Origin of the sequence: Mesorhizobium sp. M0019 (assembly GCF_040323975.1) — a bacterium.
In the GTDB taxonomy this organism is placed as follows: domain Bacteria; phylum Pseudomonadota; class Alphaproteobacteria; order Rhizobiales; family Rhizobiaceae; genus Mesorhizobium.
The window spans coordinates 131,541-151,186 of sequence record NZ_JAMYVK010000001.1 but is presented as its reverse complement, the minus strand read 5'-3'; the positions used below and the strand labels follow the sequence as shown (position 1 = coordinate 151,186).

Below are 19,646 nucleotides of genomic sequence, written 5' to 3'. Positions count from 1 at the left end.
GCCGCCATCCGCAAACCCCATGAGCCCAAACTGTCGATGAGCATTGGGGCAAAAATCCGGGCGGCTGGCATCAATTCGCCGACGGAGCCGACTTCATGAACGATGGTAGGGGTGACCGGAAAGGATCGTGGCCGCCCGGTAAAGCTGCTCGCCCAGCATCACGCGGACCAGCTGATGCGGCCAGGTCAGCGCGCCGAGCGACACCGTCAGATCAGCCAGGTCGCGCAGTGACTGGTCATGGCCGTCGGCGCCGCCAATGGCGATCACCAGCGCCTTGCGCCCGCCATCGCGCAGCGAACCTATGCGGCCGGCGAAATCCTCGGAGGAAAGGTTCTTGCCGCGCTCATCCAGCAGCATCAGCGCCGTGCCCGGTTGCAAGTGCGTCTGCAGCTTCTGGCCTTCCTCGCGCCGGCGCTCATTGGCCGTCTGCGCGCGACCTTCCGCAATCTCGACGATCCCGGCGAATTCGAAGCCTACGGCAGGACCGCTCCTGGCAAAACGCTCGAAATAGCGGTCGGCCAACTGCTTCTCGGGGCCGGCTTTCATTCGGCCCACGGCATGAACCGTAATCTTCATCCCTGCCTCGAAGAGCCGCTGATGCATGTCGAACAACGACATACATCAAGACGAATACGGCTCAGTGGAGGGTCTCCTCCTCGAGATCGGGCGCCTGCCACATCTTTTCGAGATTGTAGAAGTCGCGGACCTCGGGACGGAAGACATGGACGATGATGTCGCCCGAATCGATCAGGACCCAGTCGGCGCCAGCCAGCCCCTCGACGCGCGCCGTGCCGAGCCCGGCATCCTTCAGCGCCTTGAGGAGATGATCGGCAACAGCCGAGACATGACGGTGCGATCGGCCCGATGCGACGACCATGTAGTCGCCGAGGCTCGATTTCCCCTGAATATCGATTGAGACGATGTTTTCGGCCTTGGAGTCTTCCAGACTGGCAAGGACTGTCTTGATGGCGCGGGACACGGCGTCGTTTACGCTGATCCCGGCCGGCGAAGGCACGATGTCGGCCTTCTTCCGCAGTGCTGTTCTCAGTGTATTTCCTTTCGCAGCAAGAACAACCAAATCACCTCTGAAATCAGGTGACACTGCTTAGATAGGCAGAGTTAGGTTGCAGTTTCAAGACACCGCTCGCAAGCAGGCACCCGGCAGCGGCCGAATATCCGGCTTTTCGGGCCAGAAAATCGGAACCGCCTCGCCCCGCAGCGGTTATCGGCTCATCCACGAACCGGAATCCCGACATGCCGATCGATCCCCAGAACGCCCTCCTCACCGTGCAATCCGGCCTGGCGCAACTCAGCACGCTGATCGTCTCCTACTCGCTTTCGGCGGTCGGCGCCGTCATCCTGCTGGTCATCGGCTACATCGTCGCCGGCCTCGCCGAGCGTTCGATCTATGCCGGCCTCGGCCATATCAGCGGCTTCGACGAAACGCTCCGCCATTTCTTCTCGCAGGTCGTCCGCTACGCCATCCTGGGACTGGTCGTGATCATGGTTCTCGGCCAGTTCGGCGTGCAGACGGCTTCGATCATTGCCGCTATCGGTGCCGCCGGCCTGGCCATCGGCCTGGCGCTGCAAGGCACGCTGCAGAACATTGCCGCCGGCATCATGCTCCTGGCGCTGCGGCCGTTCCGCATCGGCGAATATGTCGAAGTCGGCGCGATATCCGGCACCGTCGAGGAGATCGGGCTGTTTGCCACAACGCTGAGGACGGTCGAAGGCGTCTACGTGCTTGCACCCAACTCGACCCTGTGGAACCAGCCGGTCCGCAATTTCACCCGCAACGGTGTGCGCCGCGGCGACATCACGCTCAGCATCGGCTCCTGGAACGACATCGATTTTGCGCAGAAGACCATGCTCGGTGTCGCCGCCGCCGACCGGCGCGTCAGGCGGCAGCCGGCGCCGATCGCCTTTGTCGCGACCGTCGGCGACAGCACCGTCGCCATCACCTTGCGCTACTGGACGGCGGCTGCCGATTTCTTCGCCGCCCAGATCGACCTCACCAAGAGCGTCAAGCAAGCGTTCGATGCCGAAGGCCTTTCAATCCCGGCACCGGCGCCGCAAGTGCCGCAGCCGGAGGCCTCAGCCACGCAGCAATAGAGCATTTGAACCCGGCCGGCAGATGGCCCTCAAAGCTCTCCGCGCCCGCGCTGATCTTCGGGCGCGAAGGCGAGATCGACAGGCAACGGCGCCTGCGCCGTCATTGGCGCGAAACTGCCGGTCTCGGTGGCGGGCACCGGCCGGACCATGACGACGCGCCAGAGAACGAACAGGCAGTAGGCGGTGGCAATGACGATTGCCACATAGATGAAGGCCTGCGTGCCGTAGACGGCGGAAAGTCCGGTCACAATGCCGGGTACGACGAAGCCGGATAGCGACCAGGCAAACAAAAGCGAGCTCGACAACGCCACCATGTCGTCCTTGCCGGCGCGGTCGCCGGCATGGGCGCTGGCAAGCGAATAGATCGATTCCGAGGCGCCGTCCCAGACCACATAGATGACGAGCAGCGCCGCCAGCGCGCCGCCGTCGAAACCGAGGGCAAACAGGCCCGCCGCGGCGGCAAGCGCCGACGCCGCGATCAGCACAAAGCGCCGGTCGGTGCGGTCGGAAATCCAGCCGAGCGGAATCTGCAGGATCAGCGTGCCGACCGGCATTGCCGAAAGCAGCAAGGCGACGTCGGCCTGGCTGTAGCCCTTGGCCGTGGCATGGATCGGCGCAAAACCCGAGATCGTCATCGACAGGCCGCCGACGGCAAGCATACCGGCAACGCCGACCGGGGAGATCCGCCAGGCGCGGCCAAGCGCCACGGACGCCGCTTGCGGCGCCGGCGGCTGCGCAAGCCGCGTCAGCCCGACGGGAAGGATCGACAGCGCGGTGAAGGCAATGCCGATCAGCGGCGCGTCGGCCGCGCGGATATCGATCAACGCCAGCGTCGAGTAGCCGACGCCCAGTCCGGCGACATAGGCAACGTAGAAGATAGCCATGACCCGGCCGCGGATGGCGTTGGCGACGACATCGTTCAGCCAGCTCTGCGCGACAATGAACAGGCCGCATATGGCAAAGCCGTAGAGTGCCCGTGCAGCGATCCATGGCAATGGGTGCGGCCCGGCGCCGACCGCGGCGTTGGACAGCACGATCAGCGCCGACAGCACCATGAACACGCGGGCATGGCCGACACGCCGCACCAGCGGCCCCGTCAGGATGCAGCCGGCGAGGCCGCCAGCCGAAAGGCCGGTGACGATCAGCCCCGCCCATGTCGGATCGAAGCCCTCGGCGCCGAGCCGGACTGGGATATAGGCGAACATCAGCCCATTGCCGACGGCGATCAGCGCCATCGACAAAACGATGCTGGCAATGGCGATCGACGGCGCCGGCTGCCCTAGACCGTTCTTGTCCTGGTCGCGCTCGAGAATCGTCATGACCGAGGATCGCCCATCAAGCAGGTCAAGGCAGCGGCAAAAGCGACATCACCGGACTTACCTTCTCCCCTTGTGGGAGAAGGTGGATCGGCGCGTAGCGCCGAGACGGATGAGGGGTGCTGGAAGAAATGCAGCGTAAAAAGACCGAGGGATTTTAAGTGCTTAGTTCTTCAAGATAGCGATCATTCCAGCAACCCTCATCCGACCGAGCTTCGCTCGGCCACCTTCTCCCACAAGGGGACCCACAGGGGGAAAAGGAGACTCCTATCCCTTTGCCACCTTGCGGATCGCGCTCGACGACAGCGACGAACGCGGGCCGTGGATGAAGGTCCAGGCCGGCGCCGTCATGCGGGCGAGCCGCGGTGCGTCGCCTTCGTCGACGCGGGCATAGTCGAAGGTCTTGGCGACCACCGACGACAGGAACGACAGCGTCGCACCTGGCCGGTCGACCACCGCGATCGGAAACGTCATCACGATGCGGCGCCAGCGCTGCCAGCGGTGGAAGTCGCGAAGCGAGTCGGCGCCCATGATCCAGACAAAATCGACGCCCGGGTTACGCGCCTTGACCAGCGCCAGCGTGTCGGCGGTGAAGCGGACGCGGTGGGCCGCCTCGAATGCGGTGACCTTGATCTTCGGGTTCTTCGCGATCTTTTCGGATAGCTGCAGCCGCTCGGCCAGCGGCGCCAGGTCTCCGGCATTCTTGAGCGGATTGCCGGGCGTCACCATCCACCACAGCTGATCGAGCGCAAGGCGTCTGAGTGCGATCTCGGCGACCAGCGCATGGCCGGCATGCGGCGGGTTGAACGAACCGCCGAACAGCCCGACCGCCACGCCTTTCCCGGCATGCGGCATCTTGAGATAGCGGGAGGATATGGCATGTTCGGACAAGGCAAGCATGCGTCAAGCACCCCCCTCTGCCGCGCCGGGCGTCTCCCCCTCAAGGGGGGAGATTGTCAGCTTCATCGCAGGCGCAAATCTTGCAACGCCGCCGATTGGCGAAATCAGAAATGACAGCCAATCTCCCCCCCTGAGGGGGGTGAGGCGTGGTCCGCGTAGCGGACGGAAAGCCAATTGCTTGGCTTTCCGAACGACGAACGCCCGGAGCGACAGCGAAGGGCCGGGTCCGGCAGGACAGAGGGGGGTGGCTGGGCGCACGTCTCAGGCTCTGACTGAGAACAGTTTCAAGGCCTCACCTGTCCCGACCCGCGCACGCGATATTTGAACGAGGTCAGTTGCTCGACGCCGACCGGCCCGCGTGCATGCATCTTGCCGGTGGCGATGCCGATCTCGGCGCCCATGCCGAACTCACCGCCATCGGCAAACTGGGTCGAGGCGTTGTGCAGAAGAATCGCCGAATCGACCTCGTTGAAGAACCGGTCGACCGCTGTGGCGTCCTCGGCGATGATCGCCTCGGTGTGATGCGAGGAAAACGTCTCGATATGCTCGATGGCGCCGCCAATGCCGTCGACCAGCTTCACCGCAATGATGGCATCGAGATACTCGGTCACCCAGTCTGCATCGGTCGCGGGCTGGGCATCGGCATAAAGCCTCAGCGCCTCGGCATCGGCATGGATCTCGCAGCCTGCCGCCCGCAAGGCCTCGAGGATCGGCACCAGGTGCGTGCCGGCGGCGGCACGGTCGACCAGCAGCGTCTCGGCAGCACCGCACACCCCGGTGCGCCGCATCTTGGCATTGACCGCGATCTTGACCGCCATGTCGAGATCGGCCGATCGGTCGATATAGAGATGGCAGATGCCCTCGAGATGCGCGAAGACCGGCACCCGTGCCTCGTTCTGCACACGCTCGACCAGGCTGCGGCCGCCGCGCGGAATGATGACCTCGAGATTGCCGGAAAGTCCTTTCAGCATTTCGCCGACGGCGGCGCGATCGGTGGTCGGCACCAATTGTATGGCATCCTCCGGCAGCCCGGCTGCCTTCAGCCCCTCGACCAGGCAGGCATGGATAGCGGCGGAAGAATTCGCCGAATCCGAGCCGCCGCGCAGGATCACCGGATTGCCCGCCTTGAGGCAGAGCGCGCCGGCATCGGCGGTCACGTTAGGCCGGCTCTCATAGATGACGCCGACGACGCCGAGCGGCGTGCGCACCCGTTCGATATGCAACCCGTTCGGCCGGTCCCATGCGGCAATGACATCGCCGACCGGATCGCGTAACCCGGCGATCTCGCTGATACCGTCTGCCATGGCGCGGATGCGGGCGGGATCGAGCTTCAGCCGATCCATCGACGCTGCCGATAGGCCAGCCTCCCTGCCATTTCTGATGTCGATGGCATTGGCGTCGAGGATGTCCTGCTCATGCCGAAGGATCGCCTGAGCCATGCCGATCAGCGCCGCGTGCTTGCGCTCGGCCGCAGCTATGGCCAGCGGGCGGGCCGCGGCACGCGCGCGGCGGCCGATATCGGCCATCAGCGCCACGGTATCATCCCGGGATTTTTCATGCAGCGTCAGCATGGCTCATCCTCCGCTATGTAACCTGGTCACCGACTACTTGCTCGCCACCGGCATGGCTCACCACAAGATCGTCGCGGTGGATCATCGCCGAACGCGCCTCGCAGCCGAGCACGGTTTCGATCTCGGCCGTCTTCAGGCCAGCGATCCTTACGGCATCAGCGGCATCATAGGCAACCAGCCCGCGCGCGATCTCGCGGCCCTCGGGCGACAGGATCGCCACCGTGTCGCCACGCGCAAAATTGCCGCTGACCAGTTTGACCCCGGCCGGCAGCAGCGACTTGCCGGAGAGCAGCGCGCCGATGGCGCCGGCATCGACGGTCAGCCGGCCGGCCGGTTCGAGCTGCCCGGCGATCCAGGTCTTGTAGCCCTTGACCGGATTGGCGCTCGGCCGGAAGAAGGTGGCACGCTCGCCGCGCTCGATTGCCAGCAGCGGCGACAGCCGCGTGCCCGATGTGATGATCATGGCGGTGCCGGCGGCGGTCGCGATCTTGCCGGCGTCGAGCTTGGTGCGCATGCCGCCGCGCGACAATTCCGAAGCAGGGGCACCCGCCATCGCTTCGATGTCGGGGGTGATGCGGTCGACGACCTGAATGAATCGAGCTTGCGGGTCACGCGCCGGCGGTGCCGTGTAGAGCCCGTCAACGTCGGAGAGCAGCACCAAAAGGTCGGCGCCCATCATGGTGGCGACGCGCGCCGCCAGCCGGTCGTTGTCGCCATAGCGGATTTCGGAGGTGGCCACCGTATCGTTCTCGTTGATGACCGGCACCGCCTTCATCTTGAGCAGTGTCGAAATCGTCGCCCGCGCGTTGAGATAGCGGCGGCGCTCTTCGGTGTCGCCGAGCGTCAGCAGGATCTGGCCCGATTTCAAGCCATTCTTGCCGAGCGCATCCGACCAGGCGCCGGCCAGCGCGATTTGCCCGACGGCGGCCGCCGCCTGACTCTCCTCGAGCTTCAGCGCCCGCTTGCCGAGGCCGAGAATGGTGCGGCCAAGTGCAATCGCGCCCGAAGACACGACGAGAATTTCGGCGCCGCCATTGGCCAGCACGGCGATGTCGTCCGCAAGCGAGGCCAGCCAGTCGCGCTTCAGGCCCGTCGTGCGGTCGACAAGCAGCGCCGAGCCGATCTTGACGGCAATGCGCCGATAATTTTTCAGCGATTGCGCGGCCATGGCTATGTGTTCCAGCGCGTCTCGACCGGCGCAGCGACAGCCTCGCGTGCATCGGCCACCACAGCGATCAGCGCGCGCAACACCGCCTCGACGCCTTCGCCGGTGACCGCCGAAAGCAGCATCGGCGCGCGGCCGGCGGCACGTTTCAGCGAGGCGGTCTTTTTCTTGCGTGCGTCGGCATCGAGTATGTCGACCTGGGAAAGCGCGACGATTTCGACCTTGTCGGTCAGCCCATTGCCGTAGGCTTCGAGCTCGGCACGCACGGTCTTGTAGGCATTGGCCGGATTTTCTTCCTGCGCCGAGACAAGATGCAGAAGGACACGCGTGCGCTCGACATGGCCAAGGAAGCGGTCGCCGATGCCGACACCTTCATGCGCGCCTTCGATCAGGCCCGGAATATCGGCAATGACGAATTCGCGACCGTCGATGCGGGCCACGCCAAGGCCCGGATGCAGCGTGGTGAAGGGATAGTCGGCGATCTTCGGCTTGGCCGCGGTGACCGCCGCCAGGAAGGTCGACTTGCCGGCGTTGGGCAGCCCGACAAGGCCGGCATCGGCGATCAGCTTCAGCCTGAGCCAGATGTTGAGCTCTTCGCCCGGCAGTCCGGGATTGGCGCGGCGCGGCGCCTGGTTGGTCGAGGTCTTGAAGTGCTGGTTGCCGAAACCGCCATTGCCGCCCTTGGCCAACAGAAAGCGCTGGCCGACGACCGTCAGATCGCAGATAAGCGTCTCATTGTCCTCGGCAAAGACCTGTGTTCCGGCCGGCACTTTCAGCGTTACGTCGGCACCCTTGGCGCCGGTCATGTTGCGGCCCATGCCGTGCGTCCCGGTCTTGGCCTTGAAATGCTGCTGGTAACGATAGTCGATCAGCGTGTTCAGCCCATCGACCGCCTCGACCCATACATCGCCGCCGCGACCGCCGTCGCCGCCGTCCGGGCCGCCGAACTCGATGAACTTTTCGCGCCGGAACGACACCGAACCGGCGCCGCCGTCGCCGGAGCGGATGTAGACCTTGGCTTGATCGAGAAATTTCATCGGATTGTATGGTTTCTGCTATTGGCTTTGCGGGATTGCTCTAAACCAAGGCGGGTCGAAGGGCGAGGGCCGTTTTTGCTACTGTAACGTCGCGCGTAGCTCTGGACGCGTACCATTTGGTTGACCCTTGCCGAAAATCGATCCTCGGCTTCCAAGCGCGAGATGTCGGAATGAAGCTGGTAACTTACAATATCCACTACGGCGTCGGCCTCGACGCCCGCTATGATGTCGGCCGTATCGCCGATGCCGTGCGCGGCGCCGACGTGATCGCGCTGCAGGAGGTCACCCGCGCCAACCCGAAGAATGGCGGCCGCGACATGGTGGCCGAGCTCGGCGAGGCGCTGCCCGACTATTTCGTCGTCTACGGCAGCAATTTCGAGGCCGACGCCGGCTCGCGCCTGGAGAACGGCCGTGCCATCACGACCACCTTCCAGCTCGGCAACATGGTGCTGTCGAGGACGCCGATCCATCTGTCGCGCAATCTCCTTTTGCCGCGCAGCCGCAGTGTCGAGGCGATGAACTTCCAGCGCGGCGCGCTGGAGGCGCTGATCGAAACGCCGCTTGGTCCGATCCGCTTCTATTCCACCCATCTCGACCACCGCAGCCCGGTTGAACGGCTGAGCCAGATCCGCTTTCTGCGCCAGCGCCTGTTGAAATACCCGCTCGAGGGCGGCGGGCTCTCCGGCGTCGCCGAGATCGGCTTGCCGGACCTGCCTTGTCCCGAAGCCTTCGTCGTCATGGGCGACTTCAACATGCTGGCCGGATCGCCGGAACATGTCGAACTCGCCGGCCAGGCTGACCATGAATTCGGCATGCCGGTGACCGCTGACCTCGCCGTCGATGCCGCCACGCGCCTCGGCGCCGCCGGCGCCGATCTCGTCACCTGGGTCGACCCCAAGCGGCCGGGCGATACCAGCCGCTACAAGCGCATCGACTACGTCTTCACCAGCGCCTCGCTTGCCAAATCGCTGAGGCGCCTGTGGGTCGACCGGCAAGCGGCCGGTTCGGACCACTTGCCGGTCTGGCTCGAGATGACGTGAGCCGCATCCATCAAAAATGCACCCAGTTCCGCAGGCTGGTCCAGGTCTTGCGATCGAGGCGGTAGCGCTCGACCGGCACCTGACCGGCAACGATCGAGTTCAGCATGCCCTGGCCGGCATACTGGAAGCCGCATTTGTGGATGACCCGGCGCGAGGCCGGATTGATAACCCGGGTCGAGGCGTGCAGCACCTGGATCGTGGTTCTCTGGAAGGCAAGATCGACCAGTGCGTGCGCTGCTTCCGTCGCGTAGCCGCGTTTCCAGTACGGCTCGCCGATCCAGTAGCCGAGCTCCAGCCCACGATCCGTAGTGTTGAGCCCGGCACAGCCGACGAAGGTCTCGGTGCCGGCCAGCGTCAACGCATAGGCGATTCCGGCCCGGCGCGATGCCGTCATGGCCAGGAAAGCGCGTGCCTCCGCCTCGCCATAGGGATGCGGCATGCGAGCCAGCATTTCCGCGACATGGCGGTTGTCGGCGAGCGCCACCAATTGCTCGATGTCGCTTTCACGCGGGGCACGCATGACCAGCCGCTCGGTCGCGAGCACCGGGCAATCTATCGTGTAACTTTCGTCGTCTGTCGCTTCCGCTTCGGCAACCATGTCAGTCCTCCAGGCAAGAAAAAAGGGAGATGGAAACCCATCTCCCCTGATCCATTTCCTGGCTTGGCCAGACACCGGTCCCGAGATGGGTGCCGGTGTTCTCGTGCGGAACCGGCTACTCCGCTGCCTTCGTCATCGGGTTCACCGATACGTAGGTTCGGCCATTGGCTTTTTTGTTGAAGGTGACTGCGCCAGCTTCGAGCGCAAACAGCGTGTGGTCCGTGCCAATGCCGACATTGGTGCCGGGATGCCACGTCGTGCCACGCTGACGAATGATGATGTTGCCCGGAATCACGGCTTCGCCACCGAACTTCTTCACGCCGAGCCGCTTGGAATGGGAGTCGCGACCATTGCGCGACGATCCGCCAGCTTTCTTGTGTGCCATCTAACTACTCCGATGCGCCGCGAGGCGCCTAAACGATCTTATGAACGCGTTCGCGTTCCGTTTCAAGTCCGATCCGGCGCCGATTGCGCCGGTTCGTTCTACTTCTTCGCCAATTCCTTGGCCTGCTCGCGCCAGTCCTTGATCTGGTCGGCGCTGAACGGCATGTGCTCGTCGATCTTGGCGACGTCCTTGTCGGACAGCTTGGCGATCTGGGCAAAGGTGGTGATGCCCTGTTCGTTGAGCTGGCCGGCGGCGACCGGGCCGATGCCCTTGATCACGGTCAGGTCGTCCGGCTCGCCCTTCGGCGCCTTGAACAACGGCGCGGCGGCTTCGGCAGCCTTGTCCTCGGTCGTCTCGGCTTTGGCTTCCTTCTTCGGCGCAGCCTCTGCCTTCGCTGCTGCCTTCGGCGCGGCTTCAGCCTTCGCCTCGGTCTTGGCTGCAACTTCGGCCTTCGCTTCGGTCTTGGCGGCGGCCTTCTTCGCCGGCTTGGCGCCACCCAGCAGGATTTCGGCAATCCTGACGGTGGTCAAAAGCTGGCGATGGCCGATCTTGCGGCGCGAATTCTGCCGGCGGCGCTTCTTGAAGGCGATGACGGTGCGGTTCTTGCCTTGCTCGACGACTTCGGCGGTGACCATCGCACCATCCACGAACGGCGCGCCGAACGTGACGTTTTCGCCTTCGCCATGCGCGAGCACATTACCGATCTCGACGATGTCGCCGACATTGGCTTCGAGTTTTTCGATCTTCAGGAGATCGTTGGCGGCAACGCGATACTGCTTGCCGCCCGTTTTGATGACTGCGAACATTTTTTGCCTTTCGCTGTTCGGTCGGCCTTGATGAACCGCCACAGGCGGTTCGGCCGTCTTTTTGTCAGTCTGCGGGTTCAAAAAACAAGCGGCGCGGAAGATCCCTCCACGCCGATTGCGCGCTGTCCCTAACCGAAGGTTCGGCTTGAGTCAAGGCAAGCGCCGCGGGCAAGCTGCGAACGGGTTGAGCCCAGTCCTTGCAAATATCGAGCAACGGCCACCGGAGCCTCAAGGAAGCACGGACAGAAGCTGCGGTGCCGGGGCAGATTGGCCCTTGTAACCTGCCTGTCCAGTCGTTATCTAGTGCGCCGCGCCGGCAACGGCGGACCATGACCGCGGAGAGGTGGCAGAGTGGTCGAATGCACCGCACTCGAAATGCGGCATGGGTGCAAGCCCATCGGGGGTTCGAATCCCTCCCTCTCCGCCACTTCGGAATGTGTCCATTCCGGACCCATAGGTAACAGCATCTCTCATCGCGCCGGCAATGGCTTAAGATCGCGGGCCTATGCAGCCTTCCGCCGCAATTGGCTCACGCTCAGCCACACCGCCGAAACCAGGAAGTAGAGGGCGCCTACTGCGGCATAGCCGGCCACGTTGGTGATGGATGGCGGCATCGGCATCCGCGCCTGCGCGATGAAAAACGTGCCTGCCAGTGCTGATTGCCCTCCGCTCAGGACCATCGCCCACTGCGCACCAGAGCTCTTCCAACGGCGGACAGCGGTGCCGAGTTGAAGCAGGCCGGACAGGATCGCCCATAGGCCGAACACCCCGAGCACCCAATTCATGCTCATCTTCAGCGCAAAAACGACCGCGAGCGTTGTCGCCACACTGACCACGACGTTGATGGTCTGGGTGCGATTCTGTCCCAATCCTCCGCTGCGCGATGCGTCGACAAAATTGGCCAGGGCATCCCATGCAGGATAAGCCACGAGCAAAACCGCCGCGACCACCCCGGAATGCTGTCCCACCGTAAAGGCAGCCGCCACCCAGACAGCCGAGAACGCCGTCCGAGCGAAGAAATAAAGCTTGAGCCATTGTTCCTGGCTGGCGCGGGAAAGATCGCCACTGTGAACCGTCATTGGATTGTCCTTTCGACTAGTAGGTAGGGACTCTCGACGAACGTCGCAGAGTGATTGCTATTATGGTTAGTTGAGATCTAGGCCCGCATCCGGGGGGAAGCGCGGAGCCGCTCCAGGAGCGGGCCCGTCACGACGGCGAATGCCTTCGGATCGCCATAGGCCCGTGCTGAAAGCATCGCGCCGTGAACGGTCGCCATGAACGCTTCAGCCTCGGCACGAGGGGTACTCATCAGTCGAAATTGGCCGTGCCGCGCACCGCGCTCCATCACGGACGTCAGCCAAGCCGACAGCGAGCGGAAATGCGCCCGGACCTCAAGGCCAACTTCCTCGGGCAGCACGGGGAGCTCGCTTGCCAACAGCGCGCAGATACAAAACGGGGCGCTGGCGTTCGCGATGCAAGCTTCCCAATACCCGGCATAGATCCGCAACTGTTCGAGCGGATCGGATTCGTGAAGTTCGACATTTGTCATCCCCGCTTCAGTTTCTTCGCGATACCGCGCAACCAGCGTCCGAACCAGATCGACCTTGCTTGGGAAATGGTGATGGATGCTCGCCTTACGGATCCCGACCACTTCAGCAATGTCGGCATAACTGAAACCGTTATAGCCGCCAGCGACGATCAGTGAACGTGCACAAGCCAGGATGGCATCAGAGGTGGTAGACAAGTTGCTCATGCTTTTACCTACCTTCTGGTAGGATGGCAGTCAAGCCTCCTTGCACCGCGAGTAGCGTGAAATTGCGTGGCTATGGCGTAGACGTCATTCGATCTTCATTGTTTTCGGCCCGCCATCCATTCAGAAAGCTCCGGGTGTTTGTCGATCGAGGTAGCCATCCCACTTCGAGGACGAGGCAACACCCTCCGGCCGACCGGACCACCGCTAATCGCCGTGCGGCACTAGGCGTTTGCACCGACTGCGCTATCTCCCCATCGTTAGCTTGTTCTATCGCTGGTTGAAGACTGGGAGGTTTCCATGGATCGGCGGCTATTTTTGACAGGAATGTTTGGCATTGCCGGGGCCGCGGCCCTTGCAAGCACAGTTCGGCCAATCAACGCAGTGGCCGGCGTTCCAACTGCCAGAAGCGGCATTCTCGATGAACTCGAGGCGCCGGATGTCGAGACCTTCGACGACGACGAAACTCAAGCAGAGTTGCAACCAGTCTATCATCGCCGGTGGCACCGGCCGCGCCGGCGCCGCCGGCGCGCTTGGAGAAGGGTCTGTCGCGTTTACTGGCGAAATGGCTATCGGCGCAGGCGGTGCTTCCGCAGGCGCGTTTGGGTCTGGTTTCGATTCTAGCAACTGGCCGGCTTGAACCCTGGCCATCGCGGCCGGGGTTTTCGCCCCAGGCGGCCGTTAGCGCCCTTAGGGAGCTTTCCTAAGGGCGCGGAGGAGGCTGACGGTGTTTGCAGGTTTCAGAGCCACCAGCCTACGACTGGACGATACGACGATTTTCGCAAGGGTCGGAGGCACCGGTCCGCCGCTGCTGCTTCTTCACGGTTTTCCAGAAACGCATCTGATGTGGAGGGATATCGCCGCAGCCTTGGCGCTCCGCTTCACGGTGGTCGCCGCCGACCTTCGAGGCTATGGGCAAAGCGGATGTCCGATTTCCTCTGCCGATCATAGCCCATACGCCAAACGCGCCATGGCCGGCGACATGGTTCAGGCCATGAAGCAAGTGGGTTTTGAGCGGTTCATGGTTGCCGGGCATGATCGTGGCGGGCGGGTTGCCTATCGCCTGGCGCTGGACCATCCCGACAAAGTGCTCAAAATCGCCGTCCTCGACATCATCCCCACCGCCGCAACATGGGATCGGGCGGATGCCAGACTGGCGCTTGGCTTCTGGCCCTGGAACCTTCTTGCCCAGCCGGAGCCCCTACCGGAGCGTCTGATCGGCGCGGCTCCCGATGCTGTCGTCGACGATGCAATAACGCAGTGGGGATCGTCAGCGAAAATGGTCTCCAAAGAGGTCAGGAACGCCTATGTTGATGCGCTTCGCGATCCCGCGCATATTCATGCCATCTGCGAAGAGTATCGCGCCGCTGCGACGATCGATCGTGAACATGACGCGTTGGACCACGCAAACGGTCGTCGCATCGACTGTCCGCTACTGGCGCTATGGAGTGGCGAAGGCGCCCTGGAGAACTGGTATGCGCAAGAAGGCGGGCCGCTGGCCATCTGGAGGAAATGGGCCGACAGAGTGGCAGGACGCGCTGTCCAAGGCGGGCACTTTTTCCCGGAAGAGCACCCCGACAAGACGGCAGCGGCTCTCTCGGAATTCTTTGAAGACAAACAGGTCGGTCAGCACAGAGTATTGTAGAGGTCACATGCTTCAGTTACGCGGAACCTCGCGAGCGCTTCGCGGCCCTAAATCGAGAACCCTCCGAAAATCCGCCCGTCCGGCATCAACGTGCTTGATAAGGGAATGAAGGCGATCTCCACGGCCACGCCTCTGATATGCAGCCTCATGTTTGTCGGAAGTTGCGCATCGCCTTTGCCGGCATCCTTTGATGCTGCGAAATACGACAAGATGAGTTGCGTCGAGCTCAACGTGGCGATAGGCGCGGTCGCCGACGAAATGTCGGCGACAGCCATCGCTCGTGGCAAAGTCGTCCACACCAACATTCCGGGCTGGCTGTTGGGAGGGCAGCGTGTCGCCTCGACCGTGGCTGCTCGCCAGAGTGCGAAGATCGAGCGCTTGCGGCAGCAGGAGGCTGCGATTGCCGCGGCGAGACGAAGCCGGTGCTAATCGTCTCTTAGCCGTTCGATAAAACGCCTCTTATGGATATGCCGATCGCGGATCGCCTGCAGCCTGCGAGCAAAATCGTGGGTCGTGCCACATTCCTCGGCGATTGCCTTGAGGTCGAGCAGAAGGCTGGCGGCCTCATCGTAGCCGGGAGGGTTGCGGCGTTCGATCTCGCTCTCCACCTCACGCCAGACGCTTTCGCCGCGCCGCGAGAGCGCATCGAGCCGAATACGGCGGGCGCGCGCCTCTTCCGCCGCCTGCCGTTTTCTTTCAGCCTCTCGTTGCTCCTCCTGCGCGCGCTCGCGGGCCTGACGGATCGCCTCGGCACGGGCTCGCAGTTCGCCGGCCGAGCGGGGAACAGTGGCCATGGGGCTTCCAACAGAGACTTTCAACATCGAGCGATTCCGGACGAACGCCCGAAGCTCGTTTTCAACATGCCGATCGCCGTCGACGAGACGAACGAGCAGCGTCGTCTTTTCATGATCGGACAAGGCGCCGACTGAACGCCGGACCATATCCGGCGACAATTCCATTGTCGTGCCGGCGGGACGCTCGGCCGCCGCAGCGACGAGGTCGGCGTCGAGCTGAAAGAAGCGCGCGAAAGCGTCGAGCGCGGGCGTCATCGGGCCGATCCCCGGCAAAGGCTCCGCCTCGTCCGGCTTGACGGAACCGATCTCGGCCGCCTTCAGCCACAGCAGGTAGAAAAGCCTCAGATCGCCGCCGAGCACGTCGGCGCGCAGCGGCGCCAGTGCTTCGAGCCAGTGCGAGTCGTCGTCCCAATTATCCCAATCGTCCGCAGGTTCCAGTTCTTCGCACAGGATATCGACGATCAGGTTCTCGCCGGACGTGCTGATCTCGAGGCAATCGACCGCATGCAGGAATCCCTCGAGACGCTGCCGGTCGATTAATCGCGCTGGAAACCGGATCATCAGCCGGTGGGTGCCCCAATTCGCCAAATAGAGATGAAGATCGAACCAACGCCGCATCAACGCGACCGGATCGCCTTTGAAGTCGCCCCACTCGTAGAAATTCGTGAAGCTCGTGGCCGTAATCCGCGCCCGCGTCGACACATCGCGCAAGTCCCGGCGATCCGCTTCGCTGAGTGGGCGGTCGACCGCCCGAAACTCGTAGTATTGATATTCGCTCATGCTTGCTTGGCTGCTGGCCGATCCTCGTCCCACAGGTCAGTTCAGGATAGAGCTGTGTCGAGATCGAACTCGCCCCGTCTGGCACTTTCTGCACAGGAATTTGCCGTTTGTGCGGATGAACTGTTGAAAGGCAGCCGGCCTGTCGTAGATTTGGCAAGCGCGAACGGCAGCGAGGATGCCATGAAGAAGGAAGAACTGGACTCCGTCCTTGGCCGGGGCAAGCCCGGCTTCGATCTCGGTCCGATAGAAGATCAACTACATGCCGTGGCAAACGAGCAGCAATTGCCGGATGTCGCAATCATTCACTGCATAGCGAGGATTGAAGAATCGGCTCCCGCGCTGCGTGCCGTCGTCACAAGAGCGGCCGAAGGAGAGGCTCTGTCGCGGGATGATCAGATGCTGCTCTTGCGAGGCATCTACATTCTGGGCGGCGCTCGCGACACTAGAACGTTCGGGCCCTTGTTGCGCCTGCTGCGCCGGCCGGGACGCGACCTCGATGACCTGCTCGGCGACGTGGTGACCGAGAGCATGGCGCGTATCGTCGCCGGCGTATTTGATGGCGACGCCGACGCTTTGTTCAGCTTGATCAGCGACCGCTCCGTCGATGAATTCGTCCGCGATGCAGTTTTGGGCGCAGCGACCTTCCTGACCTGGGAAGGCCGCATCGAGCGTGACCGAATGCGAGATTTTCTCGAGCGGTTCCACACCGAGAGGCTGGCCGATGACGACGATTTCGCCTGGATCGCCTGGCTGGGGGCGATCGCCCTGCTTGGCTTGCGCGATCTGGCGTCACTTGTTCACAGCGCATGGAACGACGGCCGCATCCCCGAAGGGGTAATCGACCGCCGCGATTTCGAAGACGATCTCCTGGCCGCCGAGCAAAGCCCAAACGACATCGATCGATTCGAGCGCGCCGCTTTCGGCTATATCGACGACGTGCTTGAAGCGTTGGAATGGACCAGCCACCTTGAGTATTTTGGCGAGGAAGATTGGCAATCGCCCTTGCCGGAACAAACTTGGCTCGACGAGTTATCGAGATTGACAGCGCCGGTCACAAATCCTTGGCGCCATGTCGGACGCAATGATCCGTGTCCCTGTGGAAGCGGCAAGAAAGCAAAGAAATGCTGCCTGGCAAACTAACCTGTTACAGTGTCGCGCAATTGCGAGTTTGATTTTTGGCTACCCTCACGCCGACACACCGGATTGATGCGCAGCGATCGCGCCGAGGAATATCTCGCCGAAATCCTTGAGCTTGGCGGCGCCGACGCCGTTGACCGCGGCGAAGGCGTCCAGATCACGCGGGCAGCGTTCGGCCATATCGATCAGTGTACGATCCGAAAAGATCACGAAGGCCGGCACCTGGCGTTCCCGGGCAAGACGCAGCCGTACAGCCTTGAGCGCGGCCAGCAGCACCGAATCCAGACCTTCCGTGCCTGCTGCGGTATCCTGTATGTTGCGTATCTTGCCTCGCGATGACTGGCGCGCGTCCACGCGATACCGGAATGAGGCCTCGCCCCGAGCCAGCGCACGGCCCTTCTCGGCAATGGCGAGGCCGCCATGGCCGGCTGAGTCCAATGTCAGGAACCCTCCCGCGACGAGTTGGCGGAGCAGCGACAGCAAGAAACTCCTTTTATGCGCGACACCGGTGCCGAAGCTGGCAAGCCTGTGGTGGTTCCTGTCCAGGACCTTCTCGGTCTCATGGCCGAGCAGGACATCGACGACATGGGCGACGCCGAAGCGCTCGCCGGTCTGTGCGATCGCCGCCAGGATGATCCGCGCCTCCGCCTCGCCATCCGCATGCGGCGCCTGATCAAGGCAGTTGTCGCAATTGCCGCAAGGCGAGGCGTTTTCGCCGAAATAGCCAAGCAGGATCTGACGCCGGCACTGCGTCGTCTCGCAATAACCGATCAGCGTTTCGAGCCGGCCATGCGCGCGCCTTTTGTGCTCAGCCGGCGCATCCTCGTCTTCGATGAAAAGCCGGCGCATGCGTATATCGCCGAGACCGAACAGCATATGTGCCTCGGCCGCCCGCCCGTCGCGGCCCGCCCGCCCGATTTCCTGATAATAGGCCTCCAAGCTGCCCGGCAGGTCGGTGTGGAAGACATAGGCGACGTCCGGCTTGTCGATCCCCATGCCGAAGGCGATGGTCGCCACCATCACCACGCCGGACAAGGTCATGAAAGCGTTTTGATTCGCTTCACGCGCGTCCTTGCTCATGCCGGCATGATAGGCCAGCGCGCGTACGCCGTTCCGCTCGAGGAACGCCGCCATCTCTTCGGTCTTTTTGCGTGACAGGCAATAGACGATCCCGCTGCGGCCCGCATGGCGCTGCACGAAGCCGAGCAGTTGGCGCTTGCTGTCCTGCTTGGGCTCGATGCCTAGTTTGATGTTCGGCCGGTCGAAGCCGAGCACCACGGTATCGACGCGCCCGTCGAACAGTTGCGCGGCAATGTCGGTGCGCGTCGTCTCGTCCGCCGTCGCCGTCAACGCAATGATCGGCACTTTCGGGAAGATATCACGTAGTCTCGACAATTCTTCGTATTCGCGCCGGAACGCCGGTCCCCATTGGGAGATGCAATGTGCCTCGTCGATGGCGATCAGCCGGACATCGAGCTTGGTCAACGCCTCGAGCATTCGCACCGTCATTAGCCGCTCCGGTGCAAGATAGAGCAGGCGCGTCTGGCCTGCCGCGACACGGCGCCATGCAGCGACATTGGCATCGCGGTCGAGCGACGAATTGATCGTATCGGCCGCCACGCCGGCAAGGCGCAATGCGGCGACCTGATCCTGCATCAGGGCCACCAGCGGCGAAACGACAATGGTGAGCCCGCCCAGCACCAGCGCCGGGACCTGGTAGCAGAGCGATTTGCCGGCGCCGGTCGGCATGACGGCCAGCACATGATGCCCGGCCAGCAGCGCCTCCATCACGGCCGCCTGGCCGAGACGAAAATCATCGAAGCCGAATACATCCCTGAGGACGCGCCGTTTGGAATCCTCTGCAGGGATGCTCGCTGCTACCTGCATTACAGAACTTTCGGGGATACGACCTGCCGAAATGCCGCGGCGAATCGCCAGGTGATTGCCTGGACAGCAGATTCGAACATTTATCGACCCCTCTGGTCCTGTCCGCGGCACCGCCTGAGGCGAACTTCTCTCTCATTGGCCGATATGAGGCCGTCGTTCCAGCCCCTATTCGCCTTGGCTGTGAATATCGCACCGCTTCGGAGCGGTTAATCCTATCTTCACCATCATTTGGCAGGTTCAGGTTCTGCGGTGATGTTTTGAGTACCGCGGCGCCACAAGCGCCCAGGCAACACGCCCGCGTCTCTCCGGAGGCGCGGGTTTTTTGTTCCGAGAACCGGCTACCTGATCTTCAGGCCCGCAGCTCAGTCGAGGAAATCGGCGCGGTGCGGCGTAAAGCTGTCGACCAGCCGTCCCGCCTCCAGCGCCTTGACGCCATGGACAAGGTTGGACGGGACGATGAAGCTGCTTCCGGCTTCCAGGATTTCGGTCCTGCCGTCGATGGTGACTTCGAAGCGGCCTTCGGCGACATAGCTCGCCTGGACGTGCGGGTGCGAGTGCAGCGCGCCGACGCCACCCTTGTCGAAACCGAATTCGACCATCATCAGCTCATCCGTGTGCAGGAGCACGCGCCTGCGGTTGCCATCCGGCGTCGGCGTCCACGCAGCCTCGCCGGCATGCGAGAAGATTTTGGTTCCGGTCATCGCCAAACTCTCACCTTTTGTT

The 19,646-nt window shown here is 63.0% G+C and carries 20 protein-coding genes and 1 tRNA gene; 6 read left to right on the top strand and 15 right to left on the bottom strand.

Annotated elements, in window-relative coordinates:
- Positions 1 to 93: 93 nt before the first annotated feature.
- Positions 94 to 576: a 23S rRNA (pseudouridine(1915)-N(3))-methyltransferase RlmH gene (rlmH, locus tag NKK47_RS00690; RefSeq protein WP_352574644.1), complete on the bottom strand. Its 483-nt coding sequence runs from the start codon at positions 574 to 576 to the stop codon at positions 94 to 96.
- A 61-nt stretch (positions 577 to 637) separates the two neighbouring features.
- Complete coding sequence (gene rsfS / locus NKK47_RS00685; protein WP_023678068.1) at positions 638 to 1,015, bottom strand: ribosome silencing factor; 378 nt, start codon at positions 1,013 to 1,015, stop codon at positions 638 to 640.
- Between the two features lie 239 nt (positions 1,016 to 1,254).
- Between rsfS and NKK47_RS00680 the strand changes: the two genes are divergently transcribed.
- Positions 1,255 to 2,112, top strand: coding sequence for a mechanosensitive ion channel family protein (locus NKK47_RS00680; RefSeq protein WP_023678069.1), 858 nt, complete (start codon positions 1,255 to 1,257; stop codon positions 2,110 to 2,112).
- Between the two features lie 29 nt (positions 2,113 to 2,141).
- On the opposite strand, the gene NKK47_RS00675 is transcribed toward NKK47_RS00680, so the two are convergent.
- The 5 genes from NKK47_RS00675 to obgE form a co-directional block, all read right to left on the bottom strand.
- Entirely contained in the window at positions 2,142 to 3,431 is a 1,290-nt protein-coding gene (locus NKK47_RS00675; protein ID WP_352574642.1) for an MFS transporter, read from the bottom strand.
- 264 nt (positions 3,432 to 3,695) lie between these two features.
- The gene (locus tag NKK47_RS00670) at positions 3,696 to 4,283 is read right to left on the bottom strand and encodes a nicotinate-nucleotide adenylyltransferase (protein ID WP_031212055.1); all 588 of its coding nucleotides are present in this window, start codon (positions 4,281 to 4,283) and stop codon (positions 3,696 to 3,698) included.
- Between the two features lie 329 nt (positions 4,284 to 4,612).
- Positions 4,613 to 5,899 (bottom strand): glutamate-5-semialdehyde dehydrogenase, encoded by a 1,287-nt coding sequence (locus NKK47_RS00665; RefSeq protein ID WP_352574641.1) that lies wholly within the window; start codon positions 5,897 to 5,899, stop codon positions 4,613 to 4,615.
- Between the two features lie 13 nt (positions 5,900 to 5,912).
- On the bottom strand, positions 5,913 to 7,067 hold the full coding sequence (gene proB / locus NKK47_RS00660) for a glutamate 5-kinase (protein WP_352574639.1): 1,155 nt from the start codon (positions 7,065 to 7,067) through the stop codon (positions 5,913 to 5,915).
- Positions 7,068 to 7,069: 2 nt separating this feature from the next.
- Positions 7,070 to 8,101 carry a GTPase ObgE gene (obgE, locus tag NKK47_RS00655; RefSeq protein WP_352450880.1) on the bottom strand — a complete coding sequence of 344 codons (1,032 nt, stop codon included), beginning with the start codon at positions 8,099 to 8,101 and terminating at the stop codon, positions 7,070 to 7,072.
- 170 nt (positions 8,102 to 8,271) lie between these two features.
- On the opposite strand from obgE, the gene NKK47_RS00650 reads away from it, so the two are divergent.
- On the top strand, positions 8,272 to 9,141 hold the full coding sequence (locus NKK47_RS00650) for an endonuclease/exonuclease/phosphatase family protein (protein ID WP_352574637.1): 870 nt from the start codon (positions 8,272 to 8,274) through the stop codon (positions 9,139 to 9,141).
- Positions 9,142 to 9,151: 10 nt separating this feature from the next.
- Here NKK47_RS00650 and NKK47_RS00645 read toward each other — a convergent pair whose 3' ends face one another.
- From NKK47_RS00645 to NKK47_RS00635, 3 genes are all read right to left on the bottom strand, one after another.
- Positions 9,152 to 9,739: a GNAT family N-acetyltransferase gene (locus tag NKK47_RS00645; protein WP_352471260.1), complete on the bottom strand. Its 588-nt coding sequence runs from the start codon at positions 9,737 to 9,739 to the stop codon at positions 9,152 to 9,154.
- A gap of 115 nt (positions 9,740 to 9,854) precedes the next feature.
- Positions 9,855 to 10,124 (bottom strand): 50S ribosomal protein L27, encoded by a 270-nt coding sequence (gene rpmA, locus NKK47_RS00640; protein ID WP_023678077.1) that lies wholly within the window; start codon positions 10,122 to 10,124, stop codon positions 9,855 to 9,857.
- Positions 10,125 to 10,222: 98 nt separating this feature from the next.
- On the bottom strand, positions 10,223 to 10,930 hold the full coding sequence (locus NKK47_RS00635; protein ID WP_352450883.1) for a 50S ribosomal protein L21: 708 nt from the start codon (positions 10,928 to 10,930) through the stop codon (positions 10,223 to 10,225).
- A gap of 337 nt (positions 10,931 to 11,267) precedes the next feature.
- On the opposite strand from NKK47_RS00635, the gene NKK47_RS00630 reads away from it, so the two are divergent.
- A tRNA-Ser gene (locus NKK47_RS00630) sits at positions 11,268 to 11,357 on the top strand.
- Between the two features lie 76 nt (positions 11,358 to 11,433).
- Here the strand turns inward: NKK47_RS00630 and NKK47_RS00625 are convergent.
- Positions 11,434 to 12,009, bottom strand: a complete 576-nt coding sequence (locus tag NKK47_RS00625; protein ID WP_352574635.1) for a DUF308 domain-containing protein — start codon at positions 12,007 to 12,009, stop codon at positions 11,434 to 11,436.
- Positions 12,010 to 12,086: 77 nt separating this feature from the next.
- Positions 12,087 to 12,683: a TetR/AcrR family transcriptional regulator gene (locus NKK47_RS00620; protein ID WP_352574633.1), complete on the bottom strand. Its 597-nt coding sequence runs from the start codon at positions 12,681 to 12,683 to the stop codon at positions 12,087 to 12,089.
- 724 nt (positions 12,684 to 13,407) lie between these two features.
- On the opposite strand from NKK47_RS00620, the gene NKK47_RS00615 reads away from it, so the two are divergent.
- Positions 13,408 to 14,325 (top strand): alpha/beta fold hydrolase, encoded by a 918-nt coding sequence (locus NKK47_RS00615; protein WP_352574631.1) that lies wholly within the window; start codon positions 13,408 to 13,410, stop codon positions 14,323 to 14,325.
- 210 nt (positions 14,326 to 14,535) lie between these two features.
- Positions 14,536 to 14,754 (top strand): hypothetical protein, encoded by a 219-nt coding sequence (locus tag NKK47_RS00610; RefSeq protein ID WP_352450887.1) that lies wholly within the window; start codon positions 14,536 to 14,538, stop codon positions 14,752 to 14,754.
- Here NKK47_RS00610 and NKK47_RS00605 read toward each other — a convergent pair.
- Positions 14,751 to 15,899: a hypothetical protein gene (locus tag NKK47_RS00605; RefSeq protein ID WP_352574629.1), complete on the bottom strand. Its 1,149-nt coding sequence runs from the start codon at positions 15,897 to 15,899 to the stop codon at positions 14,751 to 14,753. The two genes, NKK47_RS00610 and NKK47_RS00605, sit on opposite strands and share 4 nt — an antisense overlap.
- Before the next feature lie 6 nt (positions 15,900 to 15,905).
- Between NKK47_RS00605 and NKK47_RS00600 the strand changes: the two genes are divergently transcribed.
- A complete protein-coding gene (locus NKK47_RS00600) occupies positions 15,906 to 17,039 on the top strand; it encodes a DUF1186 domain-containing protein (RefSeq protein ID WP_352574628.1) in 1,134 nt (377 codons plus the stop codon).
- A gap of 45 nt (positions 17,040 to 17,084) precedes the next feature.
- On the opposite strand, the gene recQ is transcribed toward NKK47_RS00600, so the two are convergent.
- Both recQ and NKK47_RS00590 read right to left on the bottom strand, forming a co-directional pair.
- The gene (gene recQ / locus NKK47_RS00595; RefSeq protein WP_352574626.1) at positions 17,085 to 18,923 is read right to left on the bottom strand and encodes a DNA helicase RecQ; all 1,839 of its coding nucleotides are present in this window, start codon (positions 18,921 to 18,923) and stop codon (positions 17,085 to 17,087) included.
- Between the two features lie 362 nt (positions 18,924 to 19,285).
- Complete coding sequence (locus tag NKK47_RS00590; RefSeq protein ID WP_352574624.1) at positions 19,286 to 19,624, bottom strand: cupin domain-containing protein; 339 nt, start codon at positions 19,622 to 19,624, stop codon at positions 19,286 to 19,288.
- Positions 19,625 to 19,646 lie beyond the last annotated feature (22 nt).

What these genes read in the sequence shown, in the direction of transcription:
- NKK47_RS00605 (WP_352574629.1), bottom strand. Translation starts at nt 15,899, where the DNA reads ATGAGCGAATATCAATACTACGAGTTTCGGGCGGTCGACCGCCCACTC.
- NKK47_RS00610 (WP_352450887.1), top strand. Translation starts at nt 14,536, where the DNA reads ATGAGTTGCGTCGAGCTCAACGTGGCGATAGGCGCGGTCGCCGACGAA.
- obgE (WP_352450880.1), bottom strand. Translation starts at nt 8,101, where the DNA reads ATGAAATTTCTCGATCAAGCCAAGGTCTACATCCGCTCCGGCGACGGC.
- rlmH (WP_352574644.1), bottom strand. Translation starts at nt 576, where the DNA reads ATGAAGATTACGGTTCATGCCGTGGGCCGAATGAAAGCCGGCCCCGAG.
- NKK47_RS00665 (WP_352574641.1), bottom strand. Translation starts at nt 5,899, where the DNA reads ATGCTGACGCTGCATGAAAAATCCCGGGATGATACCGTGGCGCTGATG.
- recQ (WP_352574626.1), bottom strand. Translation starts at nt 18,923, where the DNA reads ATGCAGGTAGCAGCGAGCATCCCTGCAGAGGATTCCAAACGGCGCGTC.
- NKK47_RS00590 (WP_352574624.1), bottom strand. Translation starts at nt 19,624, where the DNA reads ATGACCGGAACCAAAATCTTCTCGCATGCCGGCGAGGCTGCGTGGACG.
- NKK47_RS00645 (WP_352471260.1), bottom strand. Translation starts at nt 9,739, where the DNA reads ATGGTTGCCGAAGCGGAAGCGACAGACGACGAAAGTTACACGATAGAT.
- proB (WP_352574639.1), bottom strand. Translation starts at nt 7,067, where the DNA reads ATGGCCGCGCAATCGCTGAAAAATTATCGGCGCATTGCCGTCAAGATC.
- NKK47_RS00650 (WP_352574637.1), top strand. Translation starts at nt 8,272, where the DNA reads ATGAAGCTGGTAACTTACAATATCCACTACGGCGTCGGCCTCGACGCC.
- NKK47_RS00680 (WP_023678069.1), top strand. Translation starts at nt 1,255, where the DNA reads ATGCCGATCGATCCCCAGAACGCCCTCCTCACCGTGCAATCCGGCCTG.
- NKK47_RS00675 (WP_352574642.1), bottom strand. Translation starts at nt 3,431, where the DNA reads ATGACGATTCTCGAGCGCGACCAGGACAAGAACGGTCTAGGGCAGCCG.
- NKK47_RS00620 (WP_352574633.1), bottom strand. Translation starts at nt 12,683, where the DNA reads ATGAGCAACTTGTCTACCACCTCTGATGCCATCCTGGCTTGTGCACGT.
- NKK47_RS00625 (WP_352574635.1), bottom strand. Translation starts at nt 12,009, where the DNA reads ATGACGGTTCACAGTGGCGATCTTTCCCGCGCCAGCCAGGAACAATGG.
- NKK47_RS00635 (WP_352450883.1), bottom strand. Translation starts at nt 10,930, where the DNA reads ATGTTCGCAGTCATCAAAACGGGCGGCAAGCAGTATCGCGTTGCCGCC.
- NKK47_RS00670 (WP_031212055.1), bottom strand. Translation starts at nt 4,283, where the DNA reads ATGCCGCATGCCGGGAAAGGCGTGGCGGTCGGGCTGTTCGGCGGTTCG.
- rpmA (WP_023678077.1), bottom strand. Translation starts at nt 10,124, where the DNA reads ATGGCACACAAGAAAGCTGGCGGATCGTCGCGCAATGGTCGCGACTCC.